The following is a 20,219-nucleotide window of genomic DNA, read 5'->3' as shown; positions in this document are numbered from 1 at the left end:
CTTGGCCGCCTGACCACCGGACTGCCTGCCTCCCGGCCGCCGGACCACCGACCGCCTGGCCGCCTGCCACCCGGCAGACGGACCGCCTGCCACCCGCTCAGGGTGCCGCCCGCTCAAGGTGCCGGGAAGGCCAGGCGTATGCCGAGGCGTTTTTCGGTGTCGTGGAGTGACGGGACCAGGTTTGTTCGCAACGCGGTTACCTCGGTGGGGTGTTCGGTGAGGAAGCGGGTGCGCAGCCGCAGGCGGGCGGGTTCGCGGACGGCTTCGACGGGGCGCATGCAGGTGGCGTAGGCGTTGCCGAGTTCGCGGTCCACGTACGGGAGTTCGGTGGGAGCGGCGGAGTTCAGGTTGGCGTCGACCAGGGCGAAGAAGCCGTTCTCGTTGCGGACTCGCAGGCCTTGCCCGGCGAAGCAGTCGGGCAGGGCCTGCGTGGCCCGGCGGACGGCGGGGTCGGTGCGCAGGGCGGCGAGGGCGTCGAACCACTTCGACTGGAGCGAGGCGTAGGTCTCGCTCAACTCGTCGGCGGCGGCCGCGCCTTGGGCCTGGCACCGGCGTACCGCGGCGGCGCCTGCGGTGCGGGCGACGACGGGCCGCGCCGCGGGGGTGGGCACCTCGGCGCTCTGGCTGAAGCCGTGCCGGGCGAGGAAGTCCAGGTCGGGCAGTTCGGAGAACCGGATGTAGGCGAGCGGGACCTGCTCGGGAAGGGCGATGCCGCGCTCGCTCGCGCAGGCGGTCGCGGCGGCGCGTGCCGTCTGCTGACCGAAGGTGGCGAGCCCCTGCGTCCAGCGGGTCTCGGCGCCGGTCGCCGGGAGGGCCATGCGTACGGGATCGTCCGGCAGCGTGTCGCTGAGGCGGGCGGGGGTCACGGGAGCGGGCGGGTCGCCCGAGGCGTCCGGTGCGCCCGACGGGCCGGAGTCCGCCGAGCAGGCGGCCGAACACAGGGCCAGCAGCACGGCGGTGGCCGCGACGGCGATACGGGCCGGAAGCTGAATCACCGGACGGATTCCCCCCTGCGACTACCTCTGCGATTGCCTATGGCTTCTTCTGGGGCTTCTTCTGGGGCTTCTCGGATCCCGGTGACCCGGGGGTGCGGCCGCTCGTGACGGCACCCCCGGGTCATGGGAGTGGCGTGCTAGTGCGTGATGTTGACGGAGTCGCCGCCGTTGGCCAGGCTCGCGACCGTGAACGGGGTGTTGTCGTTGACGTCCGTGCACAGCCAGTACGTGGAGTCGTTGACGCTGTGGCTGCCGTTGTAGGCGTGGACGTAACCGGCGGAACAGGTGAACCAGGTGCCGTTGGAGCGGCGCAGTCGTCCGGCGAACCAGTCGTTGGCGTAGCCGGAAGTGTCGTTGGTGTAGGTGAGGTTGAGGTCGCCGCAGGTGCTGCTGGCGGACTTGTAGCGGATGGTGCCCACGCCTTCGTTGCCCCCGGTGGTCAGGCTCTGCGTCACGCAGGCCTGCGGGGCGGCCGACGCGGCCGGGGCGAGAGCCACCACGCAGGTCGCGGCGGAGACCAGGGCGAGTGCGCCGGCCATGACGGTTTTGTTCATGGGTGTTCCCCCTTGGTTGGGCGTGCGGGCCTTGTTCCGGCAGTACGGGCGGGGTCGTGTCCCGTGCGTGCGTCCCACTCGTGGCTGCCTCGAGCGCGCCTCGCGTCTGCCCCGAGGGCGGCTCGCGGACGACGCTCGCAGACCGGGCCGTGCCCGTACTACCGACTTCGACCGGAGTCGAAAGTCCGAGACCCGGCGGCGGACGCCGGTACTCCGGCGGTGGCGGAGGGAGCCGTGACGCGGGTGGGGCCCGAGGGGCGGAGCATCGCCGCGCCGAGCGGGGTGAGGGTGTGCAGCACGCTGTTGCTGGTGCGCTGGCTGGTGATCAGGCCCGCGTCGCGCAGCACGGTGGTGTGGTGCGTGGCGGTGGCGGGCGAGACGCCCAGGAAGCGCGCCAGTTCGGAGGTGGTCGCGCCTTCGGCGAGCGTGCGCAGCGCGGCGGCGCGGGTCTTGCCGAGGAGCGCGCCGAGGGAGGCCTCGGACGGTGGCACGGGTGTGGGGAGCCGGGCGCGGTGCAGGGGGTAGATCAGCACCGGTTCGAGGGTCTCGTCGGCGAGGGCGATCGGGGTCCGCCAGCAGAAGTACGAGGGGACCAGGCGCAGTCCGCGCCCGCCGAGGTGGAGGTCCCTGTCCTCGACGTAGTCGACCTGGAGGACCGGTGACCGCCAGCGCATGGCGGGCGTGAGTCCGGCGAGCAGCCCGTCGATGCCGGTGTCGAGGGTCTCGCGGGCCCGCAGCGCGGACTCACCGGTGATGCGGGCGCCGATGTGGTCGTGGTGAGGCGCGATCACGGCGTTGTGGTAGGCGCGGAGTGCCTTGGCGAACTCCTCGCGGTTCGCGCGTTCGACGAGGGTCGGGGCCCAGGGCGGAGCGCCGCTGATCTGTCTCAGTCTGCGCACTTCGAGGGCGACGCGGGTGGGCGGGGTGTCGACGATCGCCGCGAGGCCCGGGTCCAGCCCGTCGGCGGACTCCTGCGGGGTGAGGAAGTCCGGGAAGTAGCGTGCGAGGGGCACGACGGGGACGAGGAGCCTGCGTACCGCGTCGCCGAGCGGGGTTCCCACGAGGGTGTCCCGGGTGGCGCGGTACCAGTCGGCGTAGGCCCAGCGACCCTGCGAGGTCTGTAATCGGTGCAGGCTGCAGACGATTTCCCAGAGCGGGTCGGGTTCCCTGGCCAGCCTGACCCGTGCGAAGTCGTCGGGCCCGAAGTGAATACGCAGCATGGTTTTCCCCCTGCGGTCACGCACAGCTCTGCTCATCTGTGCGCAGCTCTGTGCACGGAGCAGAGTGGCGAACGGTTTCCACAGGAGGGAACGCCATATCCGGCCGCCTCCTGCCGTCACTTGGGCTGGAATACGGGGTTGACGTCCCATGCGCGGAGCTGAGGGGCAGGTCAGCCGGACGACGACACGCCTTGAGGACGACGAACGCACCATCGAGGGGGCCCGGTCCGTCGACCGGGCCCCCTCGGGTTCCCCTCCGAATCAGAACCCCCGCGATCCCCCCCGGATCCCCCTCCAGAAGTCCTGATGCCAAGTACGACCCGCAAGGCCGGGGAAGGGTTGCACGGTGTCGCCAGATTTTTTTCCCGGCCCCCTGTTGAGCGCCCGGCTCACTCTCCTCGTGAGGGATAAAGTGCCATTGCGCCGAAGTAAGCGCAGGTCCGGGGGACTTGGAGGGCAACGGGGATCGGGAAGCGGGGAACGGGGCGGAATGATCGGGACGGTGTTCCGGAGCGAGGACGTACCTGCGGAAGACAGGTTCGAGTACTGGCGCGAGCTGATGGACCGGACGATCGCGCCCAGCGACATCAGCAGTGAGTACGCCGCCGACTTCTGGGCGGAGCAGCGGTTGCTGAAGCTGGGCCCGGTGACCGTGTGGCCCGCGTCCTTCCTGCCGATGCGGTTCCGGCGGAACGCGAAGCTGATACGGCAGTCCGATCCGGAGGAGCACCACCTGACGCTGCTGCTCGGCGGCTCGCTGGGGCTCGACCATGCCGGGCGGACCGATCTGTACCAGCCGCGCGACCTGTGGGTGACCGACACCTCGCGCCCGTACGACGTACGGCCGCCGGACGGTGCGGGCCGCCGCGCGGTGGCGGGCGTGGGCGTGGAGTTCCCGAAGGCGCTGCTCCCCGTACCGCCGGACCGGGCCCGGGAGTTGCTGGGCAGGCGGCTGTCCGGGCAGGAGGGGACGGGCGCCCTGTTGTCGGGGTTCCTCACCGGGCTGCACCAGGAGTCCGACTCCCTCCAGCCCTCCGACGCGCCGCGACTTGGCAGGGTCCTGCTCGATCTGCTGGCCGCCTGGTCCGCGCAGGTGCTCGACACGGAGGCCGGCTTGCCGCCGGAGACCCGGCACCGGGCCATGACCGAACGCATCCGGGCCTTCGTCCGGCAGAACCTGCACGATCCGGAGCTGACGCCGCCCGTCATCGCGGCGGCCCACCACATCTCGCTCAGCTATCTGCACCGGCTCTTCCAGGAGGAGAAGTCGGGTGAGACGGTCGCGGCCTGGATCCGTGCCCAGCGTCTTGAGGGTGCCCGCCGCGACCTGTCGGACCCCGCGCTGCACGGCACTCCGATCCACGCCGTCGCCGCCCGCTGGGGCCTCCCCCGCGGGTCCGGTTTCACCCGCGTCTTCCGCACCGCGTACGGAATCTCGCCCAAGGAGTACCGCTTCCAGGCACCGGCCACGGCGGAGTAGACGCAACGTCAAGAACCTGTGGACCCGCTGGTAACGACAGTCCCGGGAGTCACACCGCATTCTGGTCGGGCGGTTCTCGGACAACTCCCTGACCAGCAGGCGAGCCCGACCCCGGTGCTCCATCCCGGCCGGGGAGGGATGGAGCACCGGGTGAATACCGGCGTCCGGGGCGCCGAACGACACCCCTAGCTGTATTGACCCGCGTGCTCGGCGAACCGGGCCGCCGTCTCCGCCAGGACCGCGCGCCCGTCGCGCGCCCACAGTTCCTCGTTGAACAGTTCGACCTCGATGGGACCTGAGTAGCCCGCCGCCTCGACGTGGGAGCGCCACTCCCGCATGTCGACCGAGCCGTCGCCGATCTGGCCGCGGCCGTTGAGGACGCCCTCGGGCAACGGGGTGATCCAGTCGGCGAGTTGGAAGGTGTGGATGCGGCCGGCGGCGCCCGCGCGGGCGATCTGGGCGGGGGCCGTGTCGTCCCACCAGATGTGGTACGTGTCCACCGTCACGCCCACCTGCTGTGCGGGGAAGCGTTCCGCGAGGTCCAGGGCCTGGGCCAGCGTCGACACCACACAGCGGTCCGAGGCGAACATGGGGTGCAGCGGCTCGATGGCCAGCCGCACGCCCCGCTCCGCCGCGTAGGGGCCCAACTCCCCGAGCGCGTCGGCGATCCGCTCCCGCGCGCCGTGCAGGTCCTTGCTGCCGGCCGGCAGTCCGCCGGAGACCAGGACGAGGGTGTCGGTGCCGAGGGTGGCCGCCTCGTCGACCGCCGCGCGGTTGTCCGCCAGGGCGGCGGCCCGCTCGGCCGGGTCGATCGCGGTGAGGAAGCCGCCCCGGCACAGGGTGGTCACCGCCAGACCGGCGTCACGGACCAGTTTGGCCGTCGCGTCGAGCCCGTACGCCCGCACCGGTTCACGCCAGAGGCCGACGCCAGGGACGCCCAGTTCAAGGCAGGCGTCGACCAGTTCGGGCATCGACAGCTGCTTGACCGTCATCTGGTTGATGGAGAAACGCGACAGGTTCACTGGGCCACTCCGTACAGGGTGAGCATCGTCCGCATCCTCGTCGCGGCGAGCTCCGGATCCGGGAACAGGCCCAGTCCGTCGGCCAGTTCGTAGGCGCGGGCGAAGTGCGGGAGCGAGCGGGCGGACTGGAGGCCGCCGACCATCGTGAAGTGCGACTGGTGACCGGCGAGCCACGCCAGGAAGACGACTCCCGTCTTGTAGAAGCGCGTCGGGGTCTGGAAGAGGTGCCGGGACAACTCGACCGTCGGGTCCAGGAGTTCGCGGAACCCCCGTACGTCGCCCGTGTCCAGGACGCGCACGGCCCGCGCCGCCAGCGGCCCCAGCGGGTCGAAGATGCCGAGCAGGGCGTGGCTGAAACCCTGCTCGTCGCCCGCGATCAGCTCGGGGTAGTTGAAGTCGTCGCCGGTGTAGCAGCGCACGCCCCGTGGGAGACGGCGCCTGATGTCGATCTCGCGCCGGGCGTCGAGCAGGGAGACCTTGATGCCGTCCACCTTGTCCGGGTGGGCCGCGATGACCTGCAGGAACACCTCGGTGGCCGCGTCCAGGTCGCTGGACCCCCAGTAGCCGTCGAGAGCCGGGTCGAACATCGGCCCGAGCCAGTGCAGGATCACCGGGTCGGACGACTGCCGGAGCAGATGCCCGTACACCTCCAGGTAGTCCTCGGGTCCGGTGGCGGCCTTCGCCAGCGCGCGCGAGGCCATCAGGATGGCCTGCGCGCCCGACTCCTCGACGACGGCCAACTGCTCCTCGTACGCCTTCCGGATCTCCCCCGGCGAACCCTCGGTGAGCTGGTCGGTGCCGACGCCGCACGCGATCCGGCCGCCGACCGCCTTCGCCTCGGCGGCCGACCTGCGGATGAGCTCCGCCGCGCCCGCCCAGTCGAGGCCCATCCCCCGCTGAGCGGTGTCCATCGCCTCGGCGACGCCCAGCCCGTGGGACCACAGGTGGCGGCGGAAGGCGAGGGTCGCGTCCCAGTCGACGGCGGCGGGCGAGTCGGGCGACACGTCCGCGTACGGGTCGGCGACGACGTGCGCCGCGGAGAAGACCGTACGGGAGGCCAGGGCACCTCCGGTGACAGCGGCGAGGGGCTCGGAGCGCGGTGTGTGGTCGCGCAACTCGCCTCCCACGCCGGGCAGTCGGATCGTGGCCGTCACAGCGAGATCTCCGGTACGTCGAGACGGCGGCCCTCGGCCGAGGACCGCAGGCCCAGTTCGGCGAGCTGGACGCCGCGGGCGCCGGCCAGCAGGTCCCAGTGGTAGGGCGCGTCGGCGTAGACGTGCCGCAGGAACAGCTCCCACTGGGCCTTGAAGCCGTTGTCGAACTCGGCGTTGTCGGGGATCTCCTGCCACTGGTCGCGGAAGGAGTAGGTGGCCGGGATGTCCGGGTTCCAGACCGGCTTGGGGGTCGAACTGCGGTGCTGGACACGGCAGTTGCGCAGCCCGGCCACGGCCGATCCCTCCGTGCCGTCCACCTGGAACTCGACCAGCTCGTCGCGGTTGACCCGCACGGCCCACGAGGAGTTGATCTGCGCGATCGCGCCGCTCTCCAGCTCGAAGATGCCGTATGCGGAGTCGTCGGCCGTGGCGTCGTACGGCTTGTTCCGCTCGTCCCAGCGCTGCGGGATGTGGGTGGCGGCGATGGCCTGGACGGAGGTGACCCGCCCGAAGAGCTCGTGCAGCACGTACTCCCAGTGCGGGAACATGTCGACGATGATGCCGCCGCCGTCCTCGGAGCGGTAGTTCCAGGACGGGCGCTGGGCGGTCTGCCAGTCGCCCTCGAAGACCCAGTAGCCGAACTCGCCGCGGATGGACAGGATCCGGCCGAAGAAGCCGCCGTCGATGAGGCGCTTGAGCTTGAGCAGTCCGGGGAGGAAGAGCTTGTCCTGGACGACGCCGTGCTTGACGCCCTTCTCATGGGCGAGGCGGGCCAGTTCGAGGGCGCCGTCGAGGCCGGTCGCGGTCGGCTTCTCGGTGTAGATGTGCTTGCCCGCCGCGATCGCCGCCGCGATCGACTCCTCGCGGGCCGAGGTCACCTGCGCGTCGAAGTAGATGTCGATGGTGGGGTCGGCCAGCACGGCGTCCAGGTCGGTGGACCACTCCGTCAGACCGTGCTCCTCGGCGAGCGCTTTCAGCGCGTGCTCGCGGCGCCCGACGAGGACGGGTTCGGGCCACAGCACGGTGCCGTCGCCCAGGTCGAGGCCGCCCTCCTCGCGCAGCGCGAGTATCGAGCGGACGAGGTGCTGGCGGTGGCCCATGCGCCCCGTCACGCCGTTCATGGCGATACGCACCGTCTTGCGTGTCACGTCATTCCTTTCGTACGCGGGTTCCGCGCCCCGTACGCCCCACTGAGGAACTGGTGAGCGTGCCAGCAAGCGCTTTCTATCCAGGAAGAAGTTAGCCTCTGTCCAGCCAATTGGACAAGACCACAGGGGGGACGAGATGTTCGATCGGTCGGACGGGTGGACGCGGGGGGCATGGTCAGGGTCGGATGTACCCGCATATGGCGACCACCACGACGGCAGTCAAGACATCAACCAGTTGCGCTACCGGAGGACGACGAGATGACCGTGACCCTGGCGGACGTGGCGGCGCGTGCGCAGGTCTCACCCGCGACCGTGTCCCGGGTGCTGAACGGGAACTACCCCGTCGCGGCGTCCACGCGTGAGCGCGTACTGCGCGCGGTGAACGACCTCGACTACGTACTGAACGGCCCCGCGAGTTCCCTGGCCGCGGCGACGTCCGACCTCGTCGGCATCCTCGTCAACGACATCGCCGACCCCTTCTTCGGCATCATGGCCGCGGCGATCCAGTCGGAGATCGGGGGGCCCGGGGGGCGCGCGGGCGGTGAGCGGCTCGGCGTCGTGTGCAACACCGGCGGCTCCCCGGAGCGCGAACTGACCTATCTCACGCTCCTTCAGCGCCAACGCGCCGCCGCCGTGGTCCTCACCGGCGGTGCGATCGAGGACGCCGCGCACGCCTCGGCCGTCGCCGCGAAGCTGCGCCGGCTGGCGGACGCCGGCTCCAAGGTCGTCCTCTGCGGCCGGCCGCCCTCACCCGAGGCCGCCGACGCGATCGCCCTCACCTTCGACAACCGTGGCGGTGGCCAGGAGTTGACCGAGCATCTGATCGGGCTCGGCCACCGGCGCATCGGCTACATCGCCGGTCCGGAGGAGCGCACGACAACCCGCCACCGCCTGGAGGGCCACCGGGCCGCACTCGCCGCCCACGACATCGAGGACGCCCCGGCGCGCACCGTGCACGGCCGGTACGACCGCCGCTCCGGCTACGAGGCCACCCTCGAACTCCTGCGCCGCGAGCCGACGTTGACAGCGGTGGTCGCCGCCAACGACACCGTCGCCCTCGGCGCCTGCGCCGCCCTGCGGGACTCGGGCCTGCGGATCCCGGACGACGTCTCCGTCGCCGGCTTCGACGACCTCCCCTTCAGCATCGACGCCGTACCCGCCCTCACCACGGTCCGCCTGCCCCTCTCCGAGGCCGGCGCCCGTGCGGGCCGCATCGCCATGGGCCGCGAGGACCCCCCGCCCGGCGGGATCGCCACGGTACGCGGCGAGTTGATGGTGAGGGGTTCGACGGGAACCCCCAGGAAGTAGCCCCCGTCAACAAAGCCAGAAGGCCCCGCACCCCGCACCCGCCCACCGGCGGAAGGGGCCGTGCCGGTACGTCCACATGCCCGTCGCGTACGCCCGCGTCACCGGACCCCCAACTCCTGCCCGACGTCTGATCCGTCGGCGACGGGCGGGACGTACCGGCACGGCCCCGACCCCCCACCGGCCGGTGGCCGACGCGCCTTGGGAGTGGAGCGCCATGGACGCCAGGCCGGGCGCGGCCTACGCTCGGAGGGAACCTCTGACTGAGTCAACGATAAAACGCCGAGCACCCGGGGCCGAGCATGAGTGTTCAGGATGTCCGTTCCTTCAACCGCTTCTACACGAACGTCATCGGTGCCCTCGACTACGGGCGCCACCTCTACGCCCCGTACACGCTCACGGAGTCCCGCGTACTGTACGAACTCGCGCACTCCCCTCGTACGGACGCCGCCGACCTCCGTGAGGAACTGTCGCTGGACGCGGGGTACTTGAGCCGCATCCTGAACAAGTTCGAGCAGGACGGACTGGTCGAACGGGCGCCGTCCGAGAAGGACCCGCGGCGTCGGCGCGTCACGCTCACCGCGCGGGGCAGGGAGGCCGCCGGGCTGCTGGAGGAGCGAGCGCGGGAGACCGTCGGCGAGCTGCTCGCCACCGTGGCCCCGGCCGACCGACCGCGGCTCGCGGAGGCGATGCGTACGGTACGCACGATCCTCGGCGACAGCCGAAGCGCGGCCCCGCACCCCCAGGACGTCGGCCTGCGCGAGCCCGGCCCCGGCGACCTCGGCTGGATCGTGCAGCGCAACGCCGCGCTCTACACGGCCGAGTACGGCTGGAACACCGACTACGAGGGCCTGGTGGCGAGAATCGTCGCCGACTTCGCCGAGGATCACGACCCGCACCTGGAGCGCGTGTGGATCGCCGCGGTCGACGGACGCCCGGTGGGCTGCGTGATGTGCGTACGGGACGACGCACCCGCCACGGCCCGCCTGCGCCTCCTGCTGGTGGAACCGGACGCCCGCGGACTCGGCGTGGGCGACCAACTCGTCCGCGCCGTCATCGACTTCGCGCGCGGCGTCGGCTATCACGAGCTCGTGCTGTGGACGAACGACATCCTGGCCTCCGCCCGCCGCCTCTACCAGCGACACGGTTTCGTCCTCGTCTCGGAGAAACCCCACCGCTCCTTCGGCGCGGACCTGGTCGGCCAGGACTGGCGCCTTGACCTGCACGGCAACAGCCGGTGAGGGAACGGGCCCCGCATAATTCACTGGCCGCGCCCGGGGGCGGACGGTTAACCTCCGGCCGGTGAATCCGCCCGCGCGTGCCGCCGCCGCCCTCTCATGAAGCTGAGCCCGAAACCGACCCTCAGCCGTGCGTTGCTCGACGTCGAGCCGCTGCGCACCTCCCCCGCGTTCCGCAGGCTGCTGATCGGGCGGACGGTGTCCGTGCTCGGCGCCATGATGACGCTGGTCGCCGTCATGTACCAGGTCTGGCTGATGACGGGCAGCACGGCGTGGACCGGTGCGGTCGGGCTGGCGCAGGCGCTGCCGATGGTGGCGGTCGGGCTGTTCGCCGGTTCGCTGGCCGACCGGCGGGACCGGCGGGCGATCTACCTGGTGAGCACCGTCGGACAGGCGGCCGTCTCGCTGCTGCTCGCGGTGCAGGGCTTCCTCGGCCACGTCCCGGTGATCGGCGTACTCGCGCTGGTCGCCGCCCAGTCCTGCTTCGGCGCGATCGGCGGCCCCGCGGCGGGCTCGTTCATCCGCAGACTGCTGCCCAGGGAACAGGTGGGGGCCGGACTCGCCCTCAACCACGTGTCGTTCCAGGCGACGATGCTGGTGGGCCCGGCGCTCGGCGGACTGCTGGTGGGCGTGCTGGGGGTGGGCGGCTGCTACCTGATCGACGCGTTGAGCTTCGGAATGGCGTTCTACGGCGCTTTCGGCCTGCCCAAGCTGCCGCCCGAGGGCGAGTTGGCGCGGGCCGGGCTGCGCGGGATCACGGACGGGCTCCGTTTCCTGGTGGGACACCGGGCGGTGCGCGGCGCGCTGATCACCGACCTGGCCGCCACCGTGCTGGCGATGCCGATGAGCCTCTTCCCGCTGGTCAACGCCGAGCGCTTCGGCGACAATCCGCGCACCCTGGGCCTGTTCCTGTCCGCGGTGGCCGTCGGGGGCATCACCGCGTCGGCCCTGTCCGGCTCGCTCACCCGCCTCGCCCGCCCGGGGCTGGTGATGCTCTGCGGCGCGGCGACCTGGGGAGCCGCGCTCGCGCTGTTCGGCCTGGTCACCAACCCGTGGGCGGGCCTTGGCCTGTTGGCGCTGGCCGGTGCGGCCGACACCCTCTCCGTCATCTCCCGGGGCACCATCGTGCAGACCCGCACACCGGACGCGCTTCTTGGCCGGGTGACGGCCGCCGAACAGATCGTCGGCCAGGCAGGACCGAACCTCGGCAACCTGCGCGGCGGCCTGGTCGCGGGCTGGACGTCCGGCATGACCGCGCTGGTCAGCGGCGGAGTGCTGTGCCTGCTCGCGGTCGCGGCCGTGGCGGCGGGCACACCGGAGCTACGGGGATCGCGGGCCGACCGGGCCGACACCTCGCCGGACCCGTCAGCCGAGGACCCGGACCCAGACGGTCTTGCCGAACTCGCGGTCGCGGACCTCCCAGACGTCGGACAGCGCCTCGACAAGGAGTAGGCCCCGGCCCGAGGTCGCGTCGGGGTCGAAGGGCCTCACCACCGGGTGCCGGGGCGACCCGTCGGAGACCTCGATCTCGACCGCCTTGCCGGTCTCGTCGTAGGCGAGCGCCACGTCGAAGGTACGGCCGGGGACGCGGGCGTGCCGGACCGCGTTCGTCGCCAGTTCCGAGACGATCAGCACGGCCGTCTCGCAGGCGTCCTCGGGTACCGCCCAGCCGGCCAGCACGATCCGGGCGCCGTGCCGGACCTCGGCGATGTTTCCGGCCACCGGCATGAACCCCCGCCGCCAGGTGCGGAGCCGGAGGTTTACACCGTCACTTTCTGTGTTCATGAGACCACTGTCCGCCCTGGTCGCTACCGTCACCAGTGACCGAGCGTCGACCATCGCGTACGGCAACTGGTGCCGCGCGCGCGTTGATCGGCGTAGAGCCGTGTAGAGGGGGGACTGCGATGGGGCAGCCCAAGAAGAACTCGTCCTCGCCTGCCGCGCAGTACTTCGCGGAGGTGCTGCGCGTACTGCGCACGAAGGCGGGACTCTCGCAGAACGAACTGGGCGAGCGGATGGCGTACTCGGGCGCGGCGGTGAGTGCGGTGGAGACGGGCGCCAAGCCGGCGACCGACGAGTTCATCGAGGCCGCGGAGAAGGCGTTGGAGGCGGGGGGTCTTGTTTCGGCGGCGGCCAAATATCTCCGGCTGGAGCGGTATCCGGCGCACTTCCAGGGGTTCGTGCAGCTGGAGCAGGAGGCGTTGAGTGTGTCGTCGTACGGCACTCAACTCATCGAGGGGCTGTTGCAGACCGAGGCGTACGCGCGGGCGGTGCTGGAGTGTGCCTTCCCTCCGCTGGAGGTGGAGGAGATCGATCAGCTGACCGTGGCCCGGATTGAGCGACGGGCCTTGCTGGACCGCAAGCCGTCGTGCGTGGTGAGCGTGATCCTCGAAGAGGCCGCGCTCAGGCGCCAGATCGGCGGTCCGGAGGTTATGAGCGCGCAGTACGAGTACCTCGTCTCGTGCGCTGAGCGCCCCAACCTGGTGCTCCAGGTACTGCCGATGAGCAAGGGAGGTCATGCGGGGCTTCCTGGGCCGATGAAGGTCATCGAAACACCCGAACAAACCACCCTGGTCTACATGGAAGTTCAGGGGCAGAGCACGCTGGTCTCCCGTCCGGAAGACGTAGGAATCCTCACCCGCCGTTATGCGATGATCAGAAGCCAGGCCCTCCGCCCGGAGGAATCCGTAGCCCTGATCGAGCAGTTGGCAGGTGAGCTATGACCGAACTGGCTTGGTTCAAGAGCAGCTATAGCGACAGCACGGGCGGCGACTGCGTCGAGATAGCCACCGCCTCCGTCATCCACATCCGTGATTCCAAGGCCCCCTCCCTCCCCCACCTCACCGTCTCCCCTGCCACCTGGACCGCGTTCCTCGCGCACACCGTGCCTACGCCGGGCGGGCCGTGAGCTTCGCGGAGTCGTCGAGGCACCAGGACAGTACGGCGGGCCAGGAGCCGTAACCGGCGTCCAGGTCGAGGTGGGCCGCGCCCGGGATGATCTCGGTGGGGATGCCGAGGGGGTCGCCGTAGGCCGCGAGGGCGCCCTCGGGGCAGTACGGGTCGTCGGCGCCCGCGACCAGCCGGGTCGGTCCTGGCAGGGCGAGGGGGAACGCGGGCGGGGCGAACTCCGCGACCTCCGGGTACCCGAGGAGTACGGACGCGGACGGCGGGGCCACAAGCAGGACCCGGTCGACGTCGAGCCCCGGGACACCGCGGGCGACCGCGTGCAGCCACAGCAGGACTGACGCGCTGTGGGCGATCACCACGCGCTCGCCGCCGCCGGGCAGCGCGGCGAGGTGCCGGGACAGTTCGGTGAGCCAGACCTCCAGGTCGGGGTCGTCGGGGTCAGGCAGCTGGGGGTACACGACGGTGTGCCCGAGGCCGGTCAGCCGGTCGGTCAGCCAGTGCTGCCAGTGGTCGCGCGGCCGGTGGTTCTGCCAGCCGTGGAGGACGAGGAAGGAACGGGAGGTCACGCGGGAGGTCATGGCGACGATCGTTTCCGATCACCGGCGCCCGCGTCCATACCGGGTCCGGAGCGTGGACCTCGGCACTCCCGTCGGACCGCTATCGTGAACGGCATGTCCGCTCCGGAACTCCTCCGTATCGTCTCCCGCGACTCGCCCATGGCGCTTGCCCAAGTGGAGCGGGTCCGCGCCGAGTTGGCCGTGCTGCACCCCGATGTCCGTACCGCGGTCGTCCCCGTGAAGACGACCGGGGACAAGTGGATGGGTGATCTGGCGCAGGTCGAGGGCAAGGGGGCGTTCACCAAGGAGGTGGACGCCGCGCTGCTGGCGGGCGAGGCGGATCTCGCCGTGCACTGCGTGAAGGACATCCCGGCGGACCGGCCGCTGCCTGCCGGGACGATGTTCGCCGCCTTCCTCGCACGCGACGACATCCGGGACGCCCTGATCCACCCGGGCGGGCTCACCCTCGACGAGCTGCCGCCCGGCACCCGGATCGGCACCTCCTCCGTACGCCGGGTCGCGCAGCTCGCGGCCTCGCACCCGGATCTGGACTGCGTGCCGTTCCGGGGGAACGCCAACCGGCGTCTGGAGAAGCTGGCCGCCGGTGAGGCCGACGCCCTGCTGCTCGCGGCGTCCGGGCTCGAACGCATCGGGCGGGCGGACGTGATCACCGAGATCCTGTCGCCGGAGACGCTGATGCCGCCGATCGGCGCGGGCATCCTGGCCCTCCAGTGCCGCGAGGGCGACACGGCCGTGATCGACACCGTCAGCGGCCTCGGCGACCCGGCCACGCACCGGGAGGCCACCGCCGAACGCATGTTCCTGCACGTCCTCCAGGGCCACTGCAACTCACCGATCGCGGGGTACGCAAGGTCCGAGCGCGGTGGCGAACTGTCCCTGCGCGCCTGCGTGTTCACCCCGGACGGCAAGACCGTGCTGAACGCCCACGAGTGGGCGGGCCGTCTCGACCCGGCGACCCTGGGCACCTCCGTCGCCGTAGCGCTGCTGCGCCAGGGGGCCCGCGAGCTCATCGACGGCATCCCCCACTGACCTGCACTGACCTGCACTGATCTGCCGGCTCACCCCGCGGCCCACGCCGCGAACGCCTCGTGGAACCCCGGGAACGTCTTCCGTACGCAGCCGGAGTCGTCGAACGAGAGGCCGGGCACCCGGAGTCCGGTCACCGCGAAGGACATGACGACGCGGTGGTCGCCGTACGTGGTGACCGGGGCCGTCGCGACCGGCGTACCGGGGTGGATCTCGATCCAGTCCGGGCCCGTCTCCACCCGGATGCCCAGCCGCCGGAGGTTCTCCGCGCAGGCCTCCAGGCGGTCGCACTCCTTCACCCGGGTGTTCGCGACGTCCTCGATGCGGACGGGCCCGGAGGCGAAGGGCGCGATCGCGGCGAGGGTCGGCATGGTGTCGGAGATGTCGCGCATGTTGACGGTGAGGCCGCGCAGTTCGCCGGTGCCGGTGACCGTCGTGCCGCCGGGTCCGACCTCCGCCCGCGCGCCCATCCGGCGCAGCACGTCGACGAAGCCCAGGTCGCCCCGGAGCGCGCCCTCGCCCAGGCCCGGCACGGTCACCTCGCGTCCGGTGACCGCGGCGGCCGCGAAGAAGTAGCTCGCGGTCGAGGCGTCGGGCTCGACGGCGTACGTCGTGGCGCGGTAGCCGCCGGGTTCCACCACGAAGACGTCGCCGTCACGTCGTACGTCCGCCCCGAAGGCCCGCATCATCGCGAGGGTGATCTCGACGTACGGCGCGGACACCAGCTCGGTGACCGTGATCCGCAGGCCCTTGCGGGTCAGCGGGCCCAGCAGCAGGAGGGCCGTCAGGTACTGGGAGGACTGGCCCGCGTCGAGGACCACGTCGCCGCCCTCGACCCCGGCCGCCGCGATCCGCAGCGGATGGTGGCCCTCCGTCTCCTCGTGCCGCAGGTCGACGCCGAGGTCGCGGAGGGCGTTCGTCAGCGGGGCGAGCGGGCGGCGGCGCATCTGCGCGGAGGCGTCGAAGCGGTAGGTGCCGTGGCCCGCGGCGGCCAGGGTCGGCAGGAAGCGGGCGGTGGTCGCGCCGTCGCGGCAGTAGACGTCCGCCTCGGTGGCCGCGGGGCCCTGCGGGCGGCCGTCGACGTGCCAGGTGTCCGGGGTCCGGCCGACGCGGTAGCCGAGCCGGGTCAGGCCCTCCGCGAAGCCCTCGGTGTCGTCCGAACGCAGCGGGCGGGTCAGGGTGGTGACCCCGTCCGCCGCCGCCGCGAGGAACAGCGCACGAGCGGTGATGGACTTGGAACCGGGAATGTTGACTACGGCCATGGGGTCATGCTGGCTCCTTGATCCGCGATCGCGCCGGACCGTCCGCCGACTGGACCCCCGCCCGGCGTCGGCCGGGGGCCGGCGAGGTGAGGCCCACCCCGCCCACCAGCAGCGCGGCAGCCCCCCAGCGCAGCGGGCTGACCGACTCGCCCAGGAAGAGTGCTGCGGACGACATCCCGAAGACCGGGACCAGGAGCGAGAACGGCGCCACCGTCGACGCCGGGTGGCGGTGCAGCAGCCAGCCCCACGCGCCGAAGCCGAAGACCGTCGTGACCCACGCGACGTAGACCACGACGCCCGCGCCCTGCCAGTCCAGGGCGCGCAGCGCGGCCAGATCGCGGGAAGGGCCCTCGGTGAGCAGGGAGAGCGCGAGGAGTGGCAGTACGGGAACGGTGCTGACCCACACCATGAAGTTCAGCGGGTCCGGCGGGGAGGCCTTGCGGGTGAGGACGTTGGACACGCCCCAGCAGGCCGCGGCGACGACGACCAGGGCGAAGGCGCCGACGGGTCCGGCCGCGCCCTCGTCCACCGCGGCGAGCACCACTCCGCACAGGGCCACCGTCATGCCCAACAACCGTATGCCGGTGAGGCGTTCACCGAGAAAGGCGATGGCGATCAGGGCCGTGAACACCGCCTGGATCTGGAGGACGAGCGAGGACAGGCCGGCCGGCATGCCCGCGTCCATGCCGACGAAGAGCAGCCCGAACTTCGCCACTCCCAGCACCAGGCCCACCGCCACGATCCACTTCCACGCCACCTTCGGGCGGCCCACGAAGAAGACCGCGGGCAGGGCGGCCACCAGGAAGCGGAGGGCCGAGAAGAGGAGGGGCGGGAAGTGGTCGAGGCCGACCTCGATGACCGTGAAGTTCACGCCCCAGACGGCGGCGACGAGTACGGCCAGGGCGATGTGGGTGGGTCGCATGGATCAAGCATCGGGGCGCCCATCGTGTAGCACCAGCACGGATTCCTGCATGGTTGGATGTAGCGATGCTTATGTGATGCGGGTACGTCGTCACCCGCCACGTCACCGTCCCCCGGGAGGCCCCGTGCTCGATCTCCAACGGCTGCGCGCCCTGCACGCCGTCGCCGTCCACGGCACCGTCGGCGCCGCCGCGGCCTCGCTCGGGTACACGCCCTCCGCCGTGTCCCAGCAGATCGCCAAGCTGGAACGGGAGACCAGGACCGTGCTCCTGGAACGCCAGGGCCGGGGCGTACGGCTCACCGAGCAGGCCGAGCGACTCGCCGCCACCGCGCGGGAGTTGCTGTCCATCGTGGAGCGTGCCGAGACCGAGCTGGAGGAGCGGCGGGGGCTGCCGGCCGGGCGGCTGGGGGTGGCGGCGTTCGCGTCGGCGGCGCGGGGGCTGATGCCGGGGGTGCTCGCGGATCTCGCGCGGCGGCATCCCGCGCTGGACACCCGACTGACCGAGGTCGATCCGCATCTCTCCGTCGACCTCGTCGCCAGGGGCGCGGTGGACATGGCGGTCGCGCACGACTGGGACATCGCGCCGCTGCCCGCCCCCGACGGGGTGGAGCAGGCGCTGATCGGCGAGGACCTGTGCGATCTGCTGGTGCCGGCCGGGCATCCGTTCGCCGGGCGGGCGGCCGTGCGGCGCGAGGATCTCCGGGACGAGCGGTGGATCTGCCAGCCGCCGGGGCGGGTGTGCCACGACTGGCTGGTGCGGACGTTGCGGGCGGCGGGGTGCGAGCCGGAGATCGTCCACCAGGCGGAGGAGAACCCGACGTTGGTGGCGCTGGTCGCGGCGGGGCTGGGGGTGGCGCTCATTCCCCGGCTGGGGCGGGGGGTCCTGCCGGACGGGGTGGTCGAGGTGCCGCTCGATCCCATGCCGGTGCGGAGGTTGTACGCGGTGTGGCGGGCGGGGGCGGCTCGGCGGCCGGCCATCTCGGAGATGGTGCGGACCTTGCAGGGGCATTGGCCGGTGGTTTCCGCGCACGGGGTGCGGTGACGGTGCTGTTGCCGGGGCCCGGCGGTGTAGCTGAGGCCTAGGGCGTTTTCCTGTTGCCCGGCGTTGGGGCTCGGGCGGGGTGGGACGCGGAGCCCGGCGCTTGCGGGGTGCCGCTGTGCCCACCCGTGCCGCCCCTAGCGGCACGCATGCCCACAGCGGGGGGGAACCCGTAACCCCCTCGCTTCGTCCAAGGCGCGTGTTGTCGGGTGAGTCTCCGTGGGGCGGTGTCGGCGTCGCTGCTGGCTGCGAAAGCTGACTTACCCTCTCCTCCGCCCGCGGCCGGCAGCATGCCGTCACCGGTGCGCCCCCCTCCAACAGCGCCGGTGACGGCCCCGCCGCCGCCCGCCGCGCGTTGATGTGCGCACCCTTGACTGGAAGAAACTTCCCGGATATTCGTGGCTCCTCGGAAGTTTCCTTCAAAAGGGAAGGGGCGCCACGTGCGCGACTCCAGCACGGGAAGCACGGCACGACCGTCCAGACGTACCGTTCTCGCCGCCACGGCGGGCGTCACCACCGCCCTCGCCGCCGGCACCAGCGCGTACGCCGACTCGCACGACGACAGGAGACTCCGCGCGCTCATCTCCCGTATGACGCTGGAGGAGAAGGTCGGCCAGCTCTTCGTGACGCGGGTCTACGGGCACTCGGCGACCGAGCCCGACCAGGCCGACATCGACGCCAACCTCAAGGAGCTCGGCGTCAGGACGGCCGAGGAGCTGATCGCCAAGTACCGCGTCGGCGGGATCATCTACTTCGCCTGGGCGCACAACACCCGTGACCCGCACCAGATCGCGGCTCTCTCGAACGGGATCCAGCGGGCCTCCCTCGCCCAGCCCCGCGGGCTTCCCGTCCTCATCTCCACCGACCAGGAGCACGGGATAGTGGCACGGGTGGGCAAGCCCGCGACGCTGCTCCCGGGCGCGATGGCGCTCGGCGCGGGCAGGTCGCGGGAGGACGCCCGTACGGCGGCCCGGATCTCCGGCACCGAACTGCACGCGCTGGGCATCCGCCAGGACTACGCCCCGGTCGCCGACGTGAACGTCAACCCGGCCAACCCGGTGATCGGCGTACGGTCCTTCGGCGCCGACCCGGACGCGGTGGCGGGTCTGGTCGCCGCCCAGGTGAAGGGGTATCAGGGCGCCGGAGTCGCGGCCACGGCCAAGCACTTCCCGGGGCACGGGGACACCGCCGTGGACAGCCACTACGGCTTCCCGGTCATCACGCACAGCCGTGAGGTGTGGGAGACCCTGGACGCCACGCCGTTCCGGGCGGCCGTCCGCGCCGGCATCGACTCGATCATGACCGCGCACATCATGGTCCCGGCCCTCGACGACTCCGGTGACCCGGCCACCCTCTCGCCGACCATCCTCACCGGCATCCTGCGCGGCGAACTGGGCTACGACGGGCTCGTGGTGACCGACTCGCTCGGCATGGAGGGCGTCCGCACGAAGTACGGCGACGACCGCGTGCCCGTACTGGCCCTCAAGGCCGGTGTCGACCAGCTCCTCAACCCGCCCTCCCTCGACATCGCCTGGAACGCCGTCCTCGACGCCGTACGGGGCGGCGAGCTGACCGAGGCGCGCCTGGAGGAGTCGATCCTGCGCGTCCTGCGTCTCAAGTCGAAGCTGGGACTGCTCAGGGACCCGTACGTCACCGACGCCGGGGTCGACCGCGCCGTCGGCACCGCCGGGCACCTCAGGGCCGCCGACCGGATCGCCGAGCGCACCACGACCCTGCTGGTCAACGAGGACGGCCTGCTTCCGCTCTCCCGGCGCCGCTCGCCCAGAGTGCTGGTGGTGGGCGCCGACCCGGCCTCCCCGTCCGGCAGCGACGGACCGCCCACCGCGGTGCTGGCCCGCGCCCTCACGGAGCTGGGCTTCACCGCGACCGCGCTGTCCACCGGCACCGCGCCCTCGGCGGCGACGATCGCCCGCGCGGTCACGGCGGCCGGCGAGGCGGACGCGGTGGTGGTCGGGACGTACAACGTGTCGGCGAGCAGTTCCCAGAAGACCCTGGTCGCCCAACTCCTGGCCACCGGCGTCCCGGTGATCGCTGTCGCCATCCGCAACCCGTACGACGTCGCCCAACTCCCGGACGTCCAGGCCTTCCTGGCGGCCTACTCCTGGACCGACGTCGAACTGCGCGCGGCTGCCCGGGTCATCGCGGGCCGCGCGGAGCCGCGGGGCGAGCTGCCGGTGCCGGTGCAACGGGCCGACGATCCGACGCGGGTGCTGTATCCGGTGGGGTACGGGCTGAGGTACTAGTCGGACAGGAGGTGTCACAGGGGCGGGTCATCCGACGTATGGCGCGTACGCCGCACACCCGGCGCACCGCCCCCAAGTGACGCAAAGCCCCCCGTACGCCTGGCG

General features: G+C 71.8%; 19 protein-coding genes. 9 read left to right on the top strand and 10 right to left on the bottom strand.

Going from position 1 to position 20,219, the window contains the following annotated elements; all coding sequences use genetic code 11:
* Positions 1-113 precede the first annotated feature (113 nt).
* The 3 genes from ACIP79_RS17290 to ACIP79_RS17280 all read right to left on the bottom strand — a co-directional run bounded on the left by ACIP79_RS17290 (position 114) and on the right by ACIP79_RS17280 (position 2,769).
* The gene (locus ACIP79_RS17290) at positions 114-995 is read right to left on the bottom strand and encodes a hypothetical protein (RefSeq protein ID WP_401223982.1); all 882 of its coding nucleotides are present in this window, start codon (positions 993-995) and stop codon (positions 114-116) included.
* A 137-nt stretch (positions 996-1,132) separates the two neighbouring features.
* Positions 1,133-1,549: a hypothetical protein gene (locus ACIP79_RS17285; protein ID WP_401223980.1), complete on the bottom strand. Its 417-nt coding sequence runs from the start codon at positions 1,547-1,549 to the stop codon at positions 1,133-1,135.
* A gap of 158 nt (positions 1,550-1,707) precedes the next feature.
* Positions 1,708-2,769, bottom strand: coding sequence for an ArsR/SmtB family transcription factor (locus ACIP79_RS17280; RefSeq protein WP_401223978.1), 1,062 nt, complete (start codon positions 2,767-2,769; stop codon positions 1,708-1,710).
* 490 nt (positions 2,770-3,259) lie between these two features.
* On the opposite strand from ACIP79_RS17280, the gene ACIP79_RS17275 reads away from it, so the two are divergent.
* Complete coding sequence (locus ACIP79_RS17275; RefSeq protein ID WP_401223975.1) at positions 3,260-4,249, top strand: AraC family transcriptional regulator; 990 nt, start codon at positions 3,260-3,262, stop codon at positions 4,247-4,249.
* Positions 4,250-4,434: 185 nt separating this feature from the next.
* On the opposite strand, the gene ACIP79_RS17270 is transcribed toward ACIP79_RS17275, so the two are convergent.
* Genes ACIP79_RS17270 through ACIP79_RS17260 form a run of 3 tightly spaced genes read right to left on the bottom strand, consistent with a single transcriptional unit; the run spans position 4,435 to position 7,573 of the window.
* Positions 4,435-5,241: a sugar phosphate isomerase/epimerase family protein gene (locus ACIP79_RS17270; RefSeq protein WP_401224292.1), complete on the bottom strand. Its 807-nt coding sequence runs from the start codon at positions 5,239-5,241 to the stop codon at positions 4,435-4,437.
* A gap of 26 nt (positions 5,242-5,267) precedes the next feature.
* On the bottom strand, positions 5,268-6,425 hold the full coding sequence (locus ACIP79_RS17265; RefSeq protein ID WP_401223973.1) for a dihydrodipicolinate synthase family protein: 1,158 nt from the start codon (positions 6,423-6,425) through the stop codon (positions 5,268-5,270).
* Positions 6,422-7,573 carry a Gfo/Idh/MocA family protein gene (locus ACIP79_RS17260; protein WP_401223971.1) on the bottom strand — a complete coding sequence of 384 codons (1,152 nt, stop codon included), beginning with the start codon at positions 7,571-7,573 and terminating at the stop codon, positions 6,422-6,424. Before ACIP79_RS17260 ends, ACIP79_RS17265 begins: the two co-directional genes overlap by 4 nt.
* Positions 7,574-7,831: 258 nt before the next feature.
* Between ACIP79_RS17260 and ACIP79_RS17255 the strand changes: the two genes are divergently transcribed.
* The 3 genes from ACIP79_RS17255 to ACIP79_RS17245 all read left to right on the top strand — a co-directional run bounded on the left by ACIP79_RS17255 (position 7,832) and on the right by ACIP79_RS17245 (position 11,568).
* The gene (locus tag ACIP79_RS17255) at positions 7,832-8,881 is read left to right on the top strand and encodes a LacI family DNA-binding transcriptional regulator (protein ID WP_401223969.1); all 1,050 of its coding nucleotides are present in this window, start codon (positions 7,832-7,834) and stop codon (positions 8,879-8,881) included.
* 299 nt (positions 8,882-9,180) lie between these two features.
* Entirely contained in the window at positions 9,181-10,119 is a 939-nt protein-coding gene (locus ACIP79_RS17250; RefSeq protein ID WP_401223966.1) for a GNAT family N-acetyltransferase, read from the top strand.
* 96 nt (positions 10,120-10,215) lie between these two features.
* Entirely contained in the window at positions 10,216-11,568 is a 1,353-nt protein-coding gene (locus ACIP79_RS17245) for an MFS transporter (RefSeq protein ID WP_401223964.1), read from the top strand.
* Here ACIP79_RS17245 and ACIP79_RS17240 read toward each other — a convergent pair.
* Positions 11,482-11,901: an ATP-binding protein gene (locus tag ACIP79_RS17240; protein WP_401223962.1), complete on the bottom strand. Its 420-nt coding sequence runs from the start codon at positions 11,899-11,901 to the stop codon at positions 11,482-11,484. The two genes, ACIP79_RS17245 and ACIP79_RS17240, sit on opposite strands and share 87 nt — an antisense overlap.
* A 119-nt stretch (positions 11,902-12,020) precedes the next feature.
* On the opposite strand from ACIP79_RS17240, the gene ACIP79_RS17235 reads away from it, so the two are divergent.
* Together ACIP79_RS17235 and ACIP79_RS17230 are read left to right on the top strand one after the other, a co-directional pair.
* A complete protein-coding gene (locus ACIP79_RS17235) occupies positions 12,021-12,839 on the top strand; it encodes a Scr1 family TA system antitoxin-like transcriptional regulator (RefSeq protein WP_401223960.1) in 819 nt (272 codons plus the stop codon).
* Positions 12,836-13,024, top strand: coding sequence for a DUF397 domain-containing protein (locus tag ACIP79_RS17230; RefSeq protein ID WP_401223958.1), 189 nt, complete (start codon positions 12,836-12,838; stop codon positions 13,022-13,024). The genes ACIP79_RS17235 and ACIP79_RS17230 overlap by 4 nt, the downstream gene beginning before the upstream one ends.
* Here the strand turns inward: ACIP79_RS17230 and ACIP79_RS17225 are convergent.
* The gene (locus tag ACIP79_RS17225) at positions 13,005-13,601 is read right to left on the bottom strand and encodes an RBBP9/YdeN family alpha/beta hydrolase (protein ID WP_401223956.1); all 597 of its coding nucleotides are present in this window, start codon (positions 13,599-13,601) and stop codon (positions 13,005-13,007) included. The genes ACIP79_RS17230 and ACIP79_RS17225 overlap by 20 nt on opposite strands.
* Positions 13,602-13,694: 93 nt before the next feature.
* Here ACIP79_RS17225 and hemC point away from each other — a divergent pair, with 93 nt between their 5' ends.
* Entirely contained in the window at positions 13,695-14,630 is a 936-nt protein-coding gene (gene hemC / locus ACIP79_RS17220; RefSeq protein WP_401223954.1) for a hydroxymethylbilane synthase, read from the top strand.
* A gap of 29 nt (positions 14,631-14,659) precedes the next feature.
* Here the strand turns inward: hemC and aroA are convergent, their stop codons facing one another.
* Positions 14,660-15,889, bottom strand: coding sequence for a 3-phosphoshikimate 1-carboxyvinyltransferase (gene aroA / locus ACIP79_RS17215; RefSeq protein WP_401223952.1), 1,230 nt, complete (start codon positions 15,887-15,889; stop codon positions 14,660-14,662).
* 4 nt (positions 15,890-15,893) lie between these two features.
* Positions 15,894-16,811, bottom strand: a complete 918-nt coding sequence (locus ACIP79_RS17210) for an EamA family transporter (RefSeq protein WP_401223949.1) — start codon at positions 16,809-16,811, stop codon at positions 15,894-15,896.
* A gap of 124 nt (positions 16,812-16,935) precedes the next feature.
* On the opposite strand from ACIP79_RS17210, the gene ACIP79_RS17205 reads away from it, so the two are divergent.
* On the top strand, positions 16,936-17,853 hold the full coding sequence (locus ACIP79_RS17205) for a LysR family transcriptional regulator (RefSeq protein ID WP_401223946.1): 918 nt from the start codon (positions 16,936-16,938) through the stop codon (positions 17,851-17,853).
* Between the two features lie 437 nt (positions 17,854-18,290).
* Positions 18,291-20,114, top strand: a complete 1,824-nt coding sequence (locus ACIP79_RS17200; protein WP_401223944.1) for a glycoside hydrolase family 3 protein — start codon at positions 18,291-18,293, stop codon at positions 20,112-20,114.
* Positions 20,115-20,219 lie beyond the last annotated feature (105 nt).

Source organism: Streptomyces sp. NPDC088747 (assembly GCF_044751025.1).
Classification (GTDB): Bacteria; Actinomycetota; Actinomycetes; order Streptomycetales; family Streptomycetaceae; genus Streptomyces.
The sequence above is the reverse complement of the archived record's forward strand: the minus strand, read 5'-3'. Positions and strand labels throughout refer to the sequence as shown.

Coding starts and splice junctions, on each gene's coding strand:
- ACIP79_RS17285 (WP_401223980.1), bottom strand. CDS start 1,549: ATGAACAAAACCGTCATGGCCGGCGCACTCGCCCTGGTCTCCGCCGCG.
- ACIP79_RS17280 (WP_401223978.1), bottom strand. CDS start 2,769: ATGCTGCGTATTCACTTCGGGCCCGACGACTTCGCACGGGTCAGGCTG.
- ACIP79_RS17275 (WP_401223975.1), top strand. CDS start 3,260: ATGATCGGGACGGTGTTCCGGAGCGAGGACGTACCTGCGGAAGACAGG.
- ACIP79_RS17270 (WP_401224292.1), bottom strand. CDS start 5,241: ATGACGGTCAAGCAGCTGTCGATGCCCGAACTGGTCGACGCCTGCCTT.
- ACIP79_RS17255 (WP_401223969.1), top strand. CDS start 7,832: ATGACCGTGACCCTGGCGGACGTGGCGGCGCGTGCGCAGGTCTCACCC.
- ACIP79_RS17250 (WP_401223966.1), top strand. CDS start 9,181: ATGAGTGTTCAGGATGTCCGTTCCTTCAACCGCTTCTACACGAACGTC.
- ACIP79_RS17245 (WP_401223964.1), top strand. CDS start 10,216: ATGAAGCTGAGCCCGAAACCGACCCTCAGCCGTGCGTTGCTCGACGTC.
- ACIP79_RS17240 (WP_401223962.1), bottom strand. CDS start 11,901: ATGAACACAGAAAGTGACGGTGTAAACCTCCGGCTCCGCACCTGGCGG.
- ACIP79_RS17235 (WP_401223960.1), top strand. CDS start 12,021: ATGGGGCAGCCCAAGAAGAACTCGTCCTCGCCTGCCGCGCAGTACTTC.
- ACIP79_RS17230 (WP_401223958.1), top strand. CDS start 12,836: ATGACCGAACTGGCTTGGTTCAAGAGCAGCTATAGCGACAGCACGGGC.
- ACIP79_RS17225 (WP_401223956.1), bottom strand. CDS start 13,601: ATGACCTCCCGCGTGACCTCCCGTTCCTTCCTCGTCCTCCACGGCTGG.
- hemC (WP_401223954.1), top strand. CDS start 13,695: ATGTCCGCTCCGGAACTCCTCCGTATCGTCTCCCGCGACTCGCCCATG.
- aroA (WP_401223952.1), bottom strand. CDS start 15,889: ATGGCCGTAGTCAACATTCCCGGTTCCAAGTCCATCACCGCTCGTGCG.
- ACIP79_RS17210 (WP_401223949.1), bottom strand. CDS start 16,811: ATGCGACCCACCCACATCGCCCTGGCCGTACTCGTCGCCGCCGTCTGG.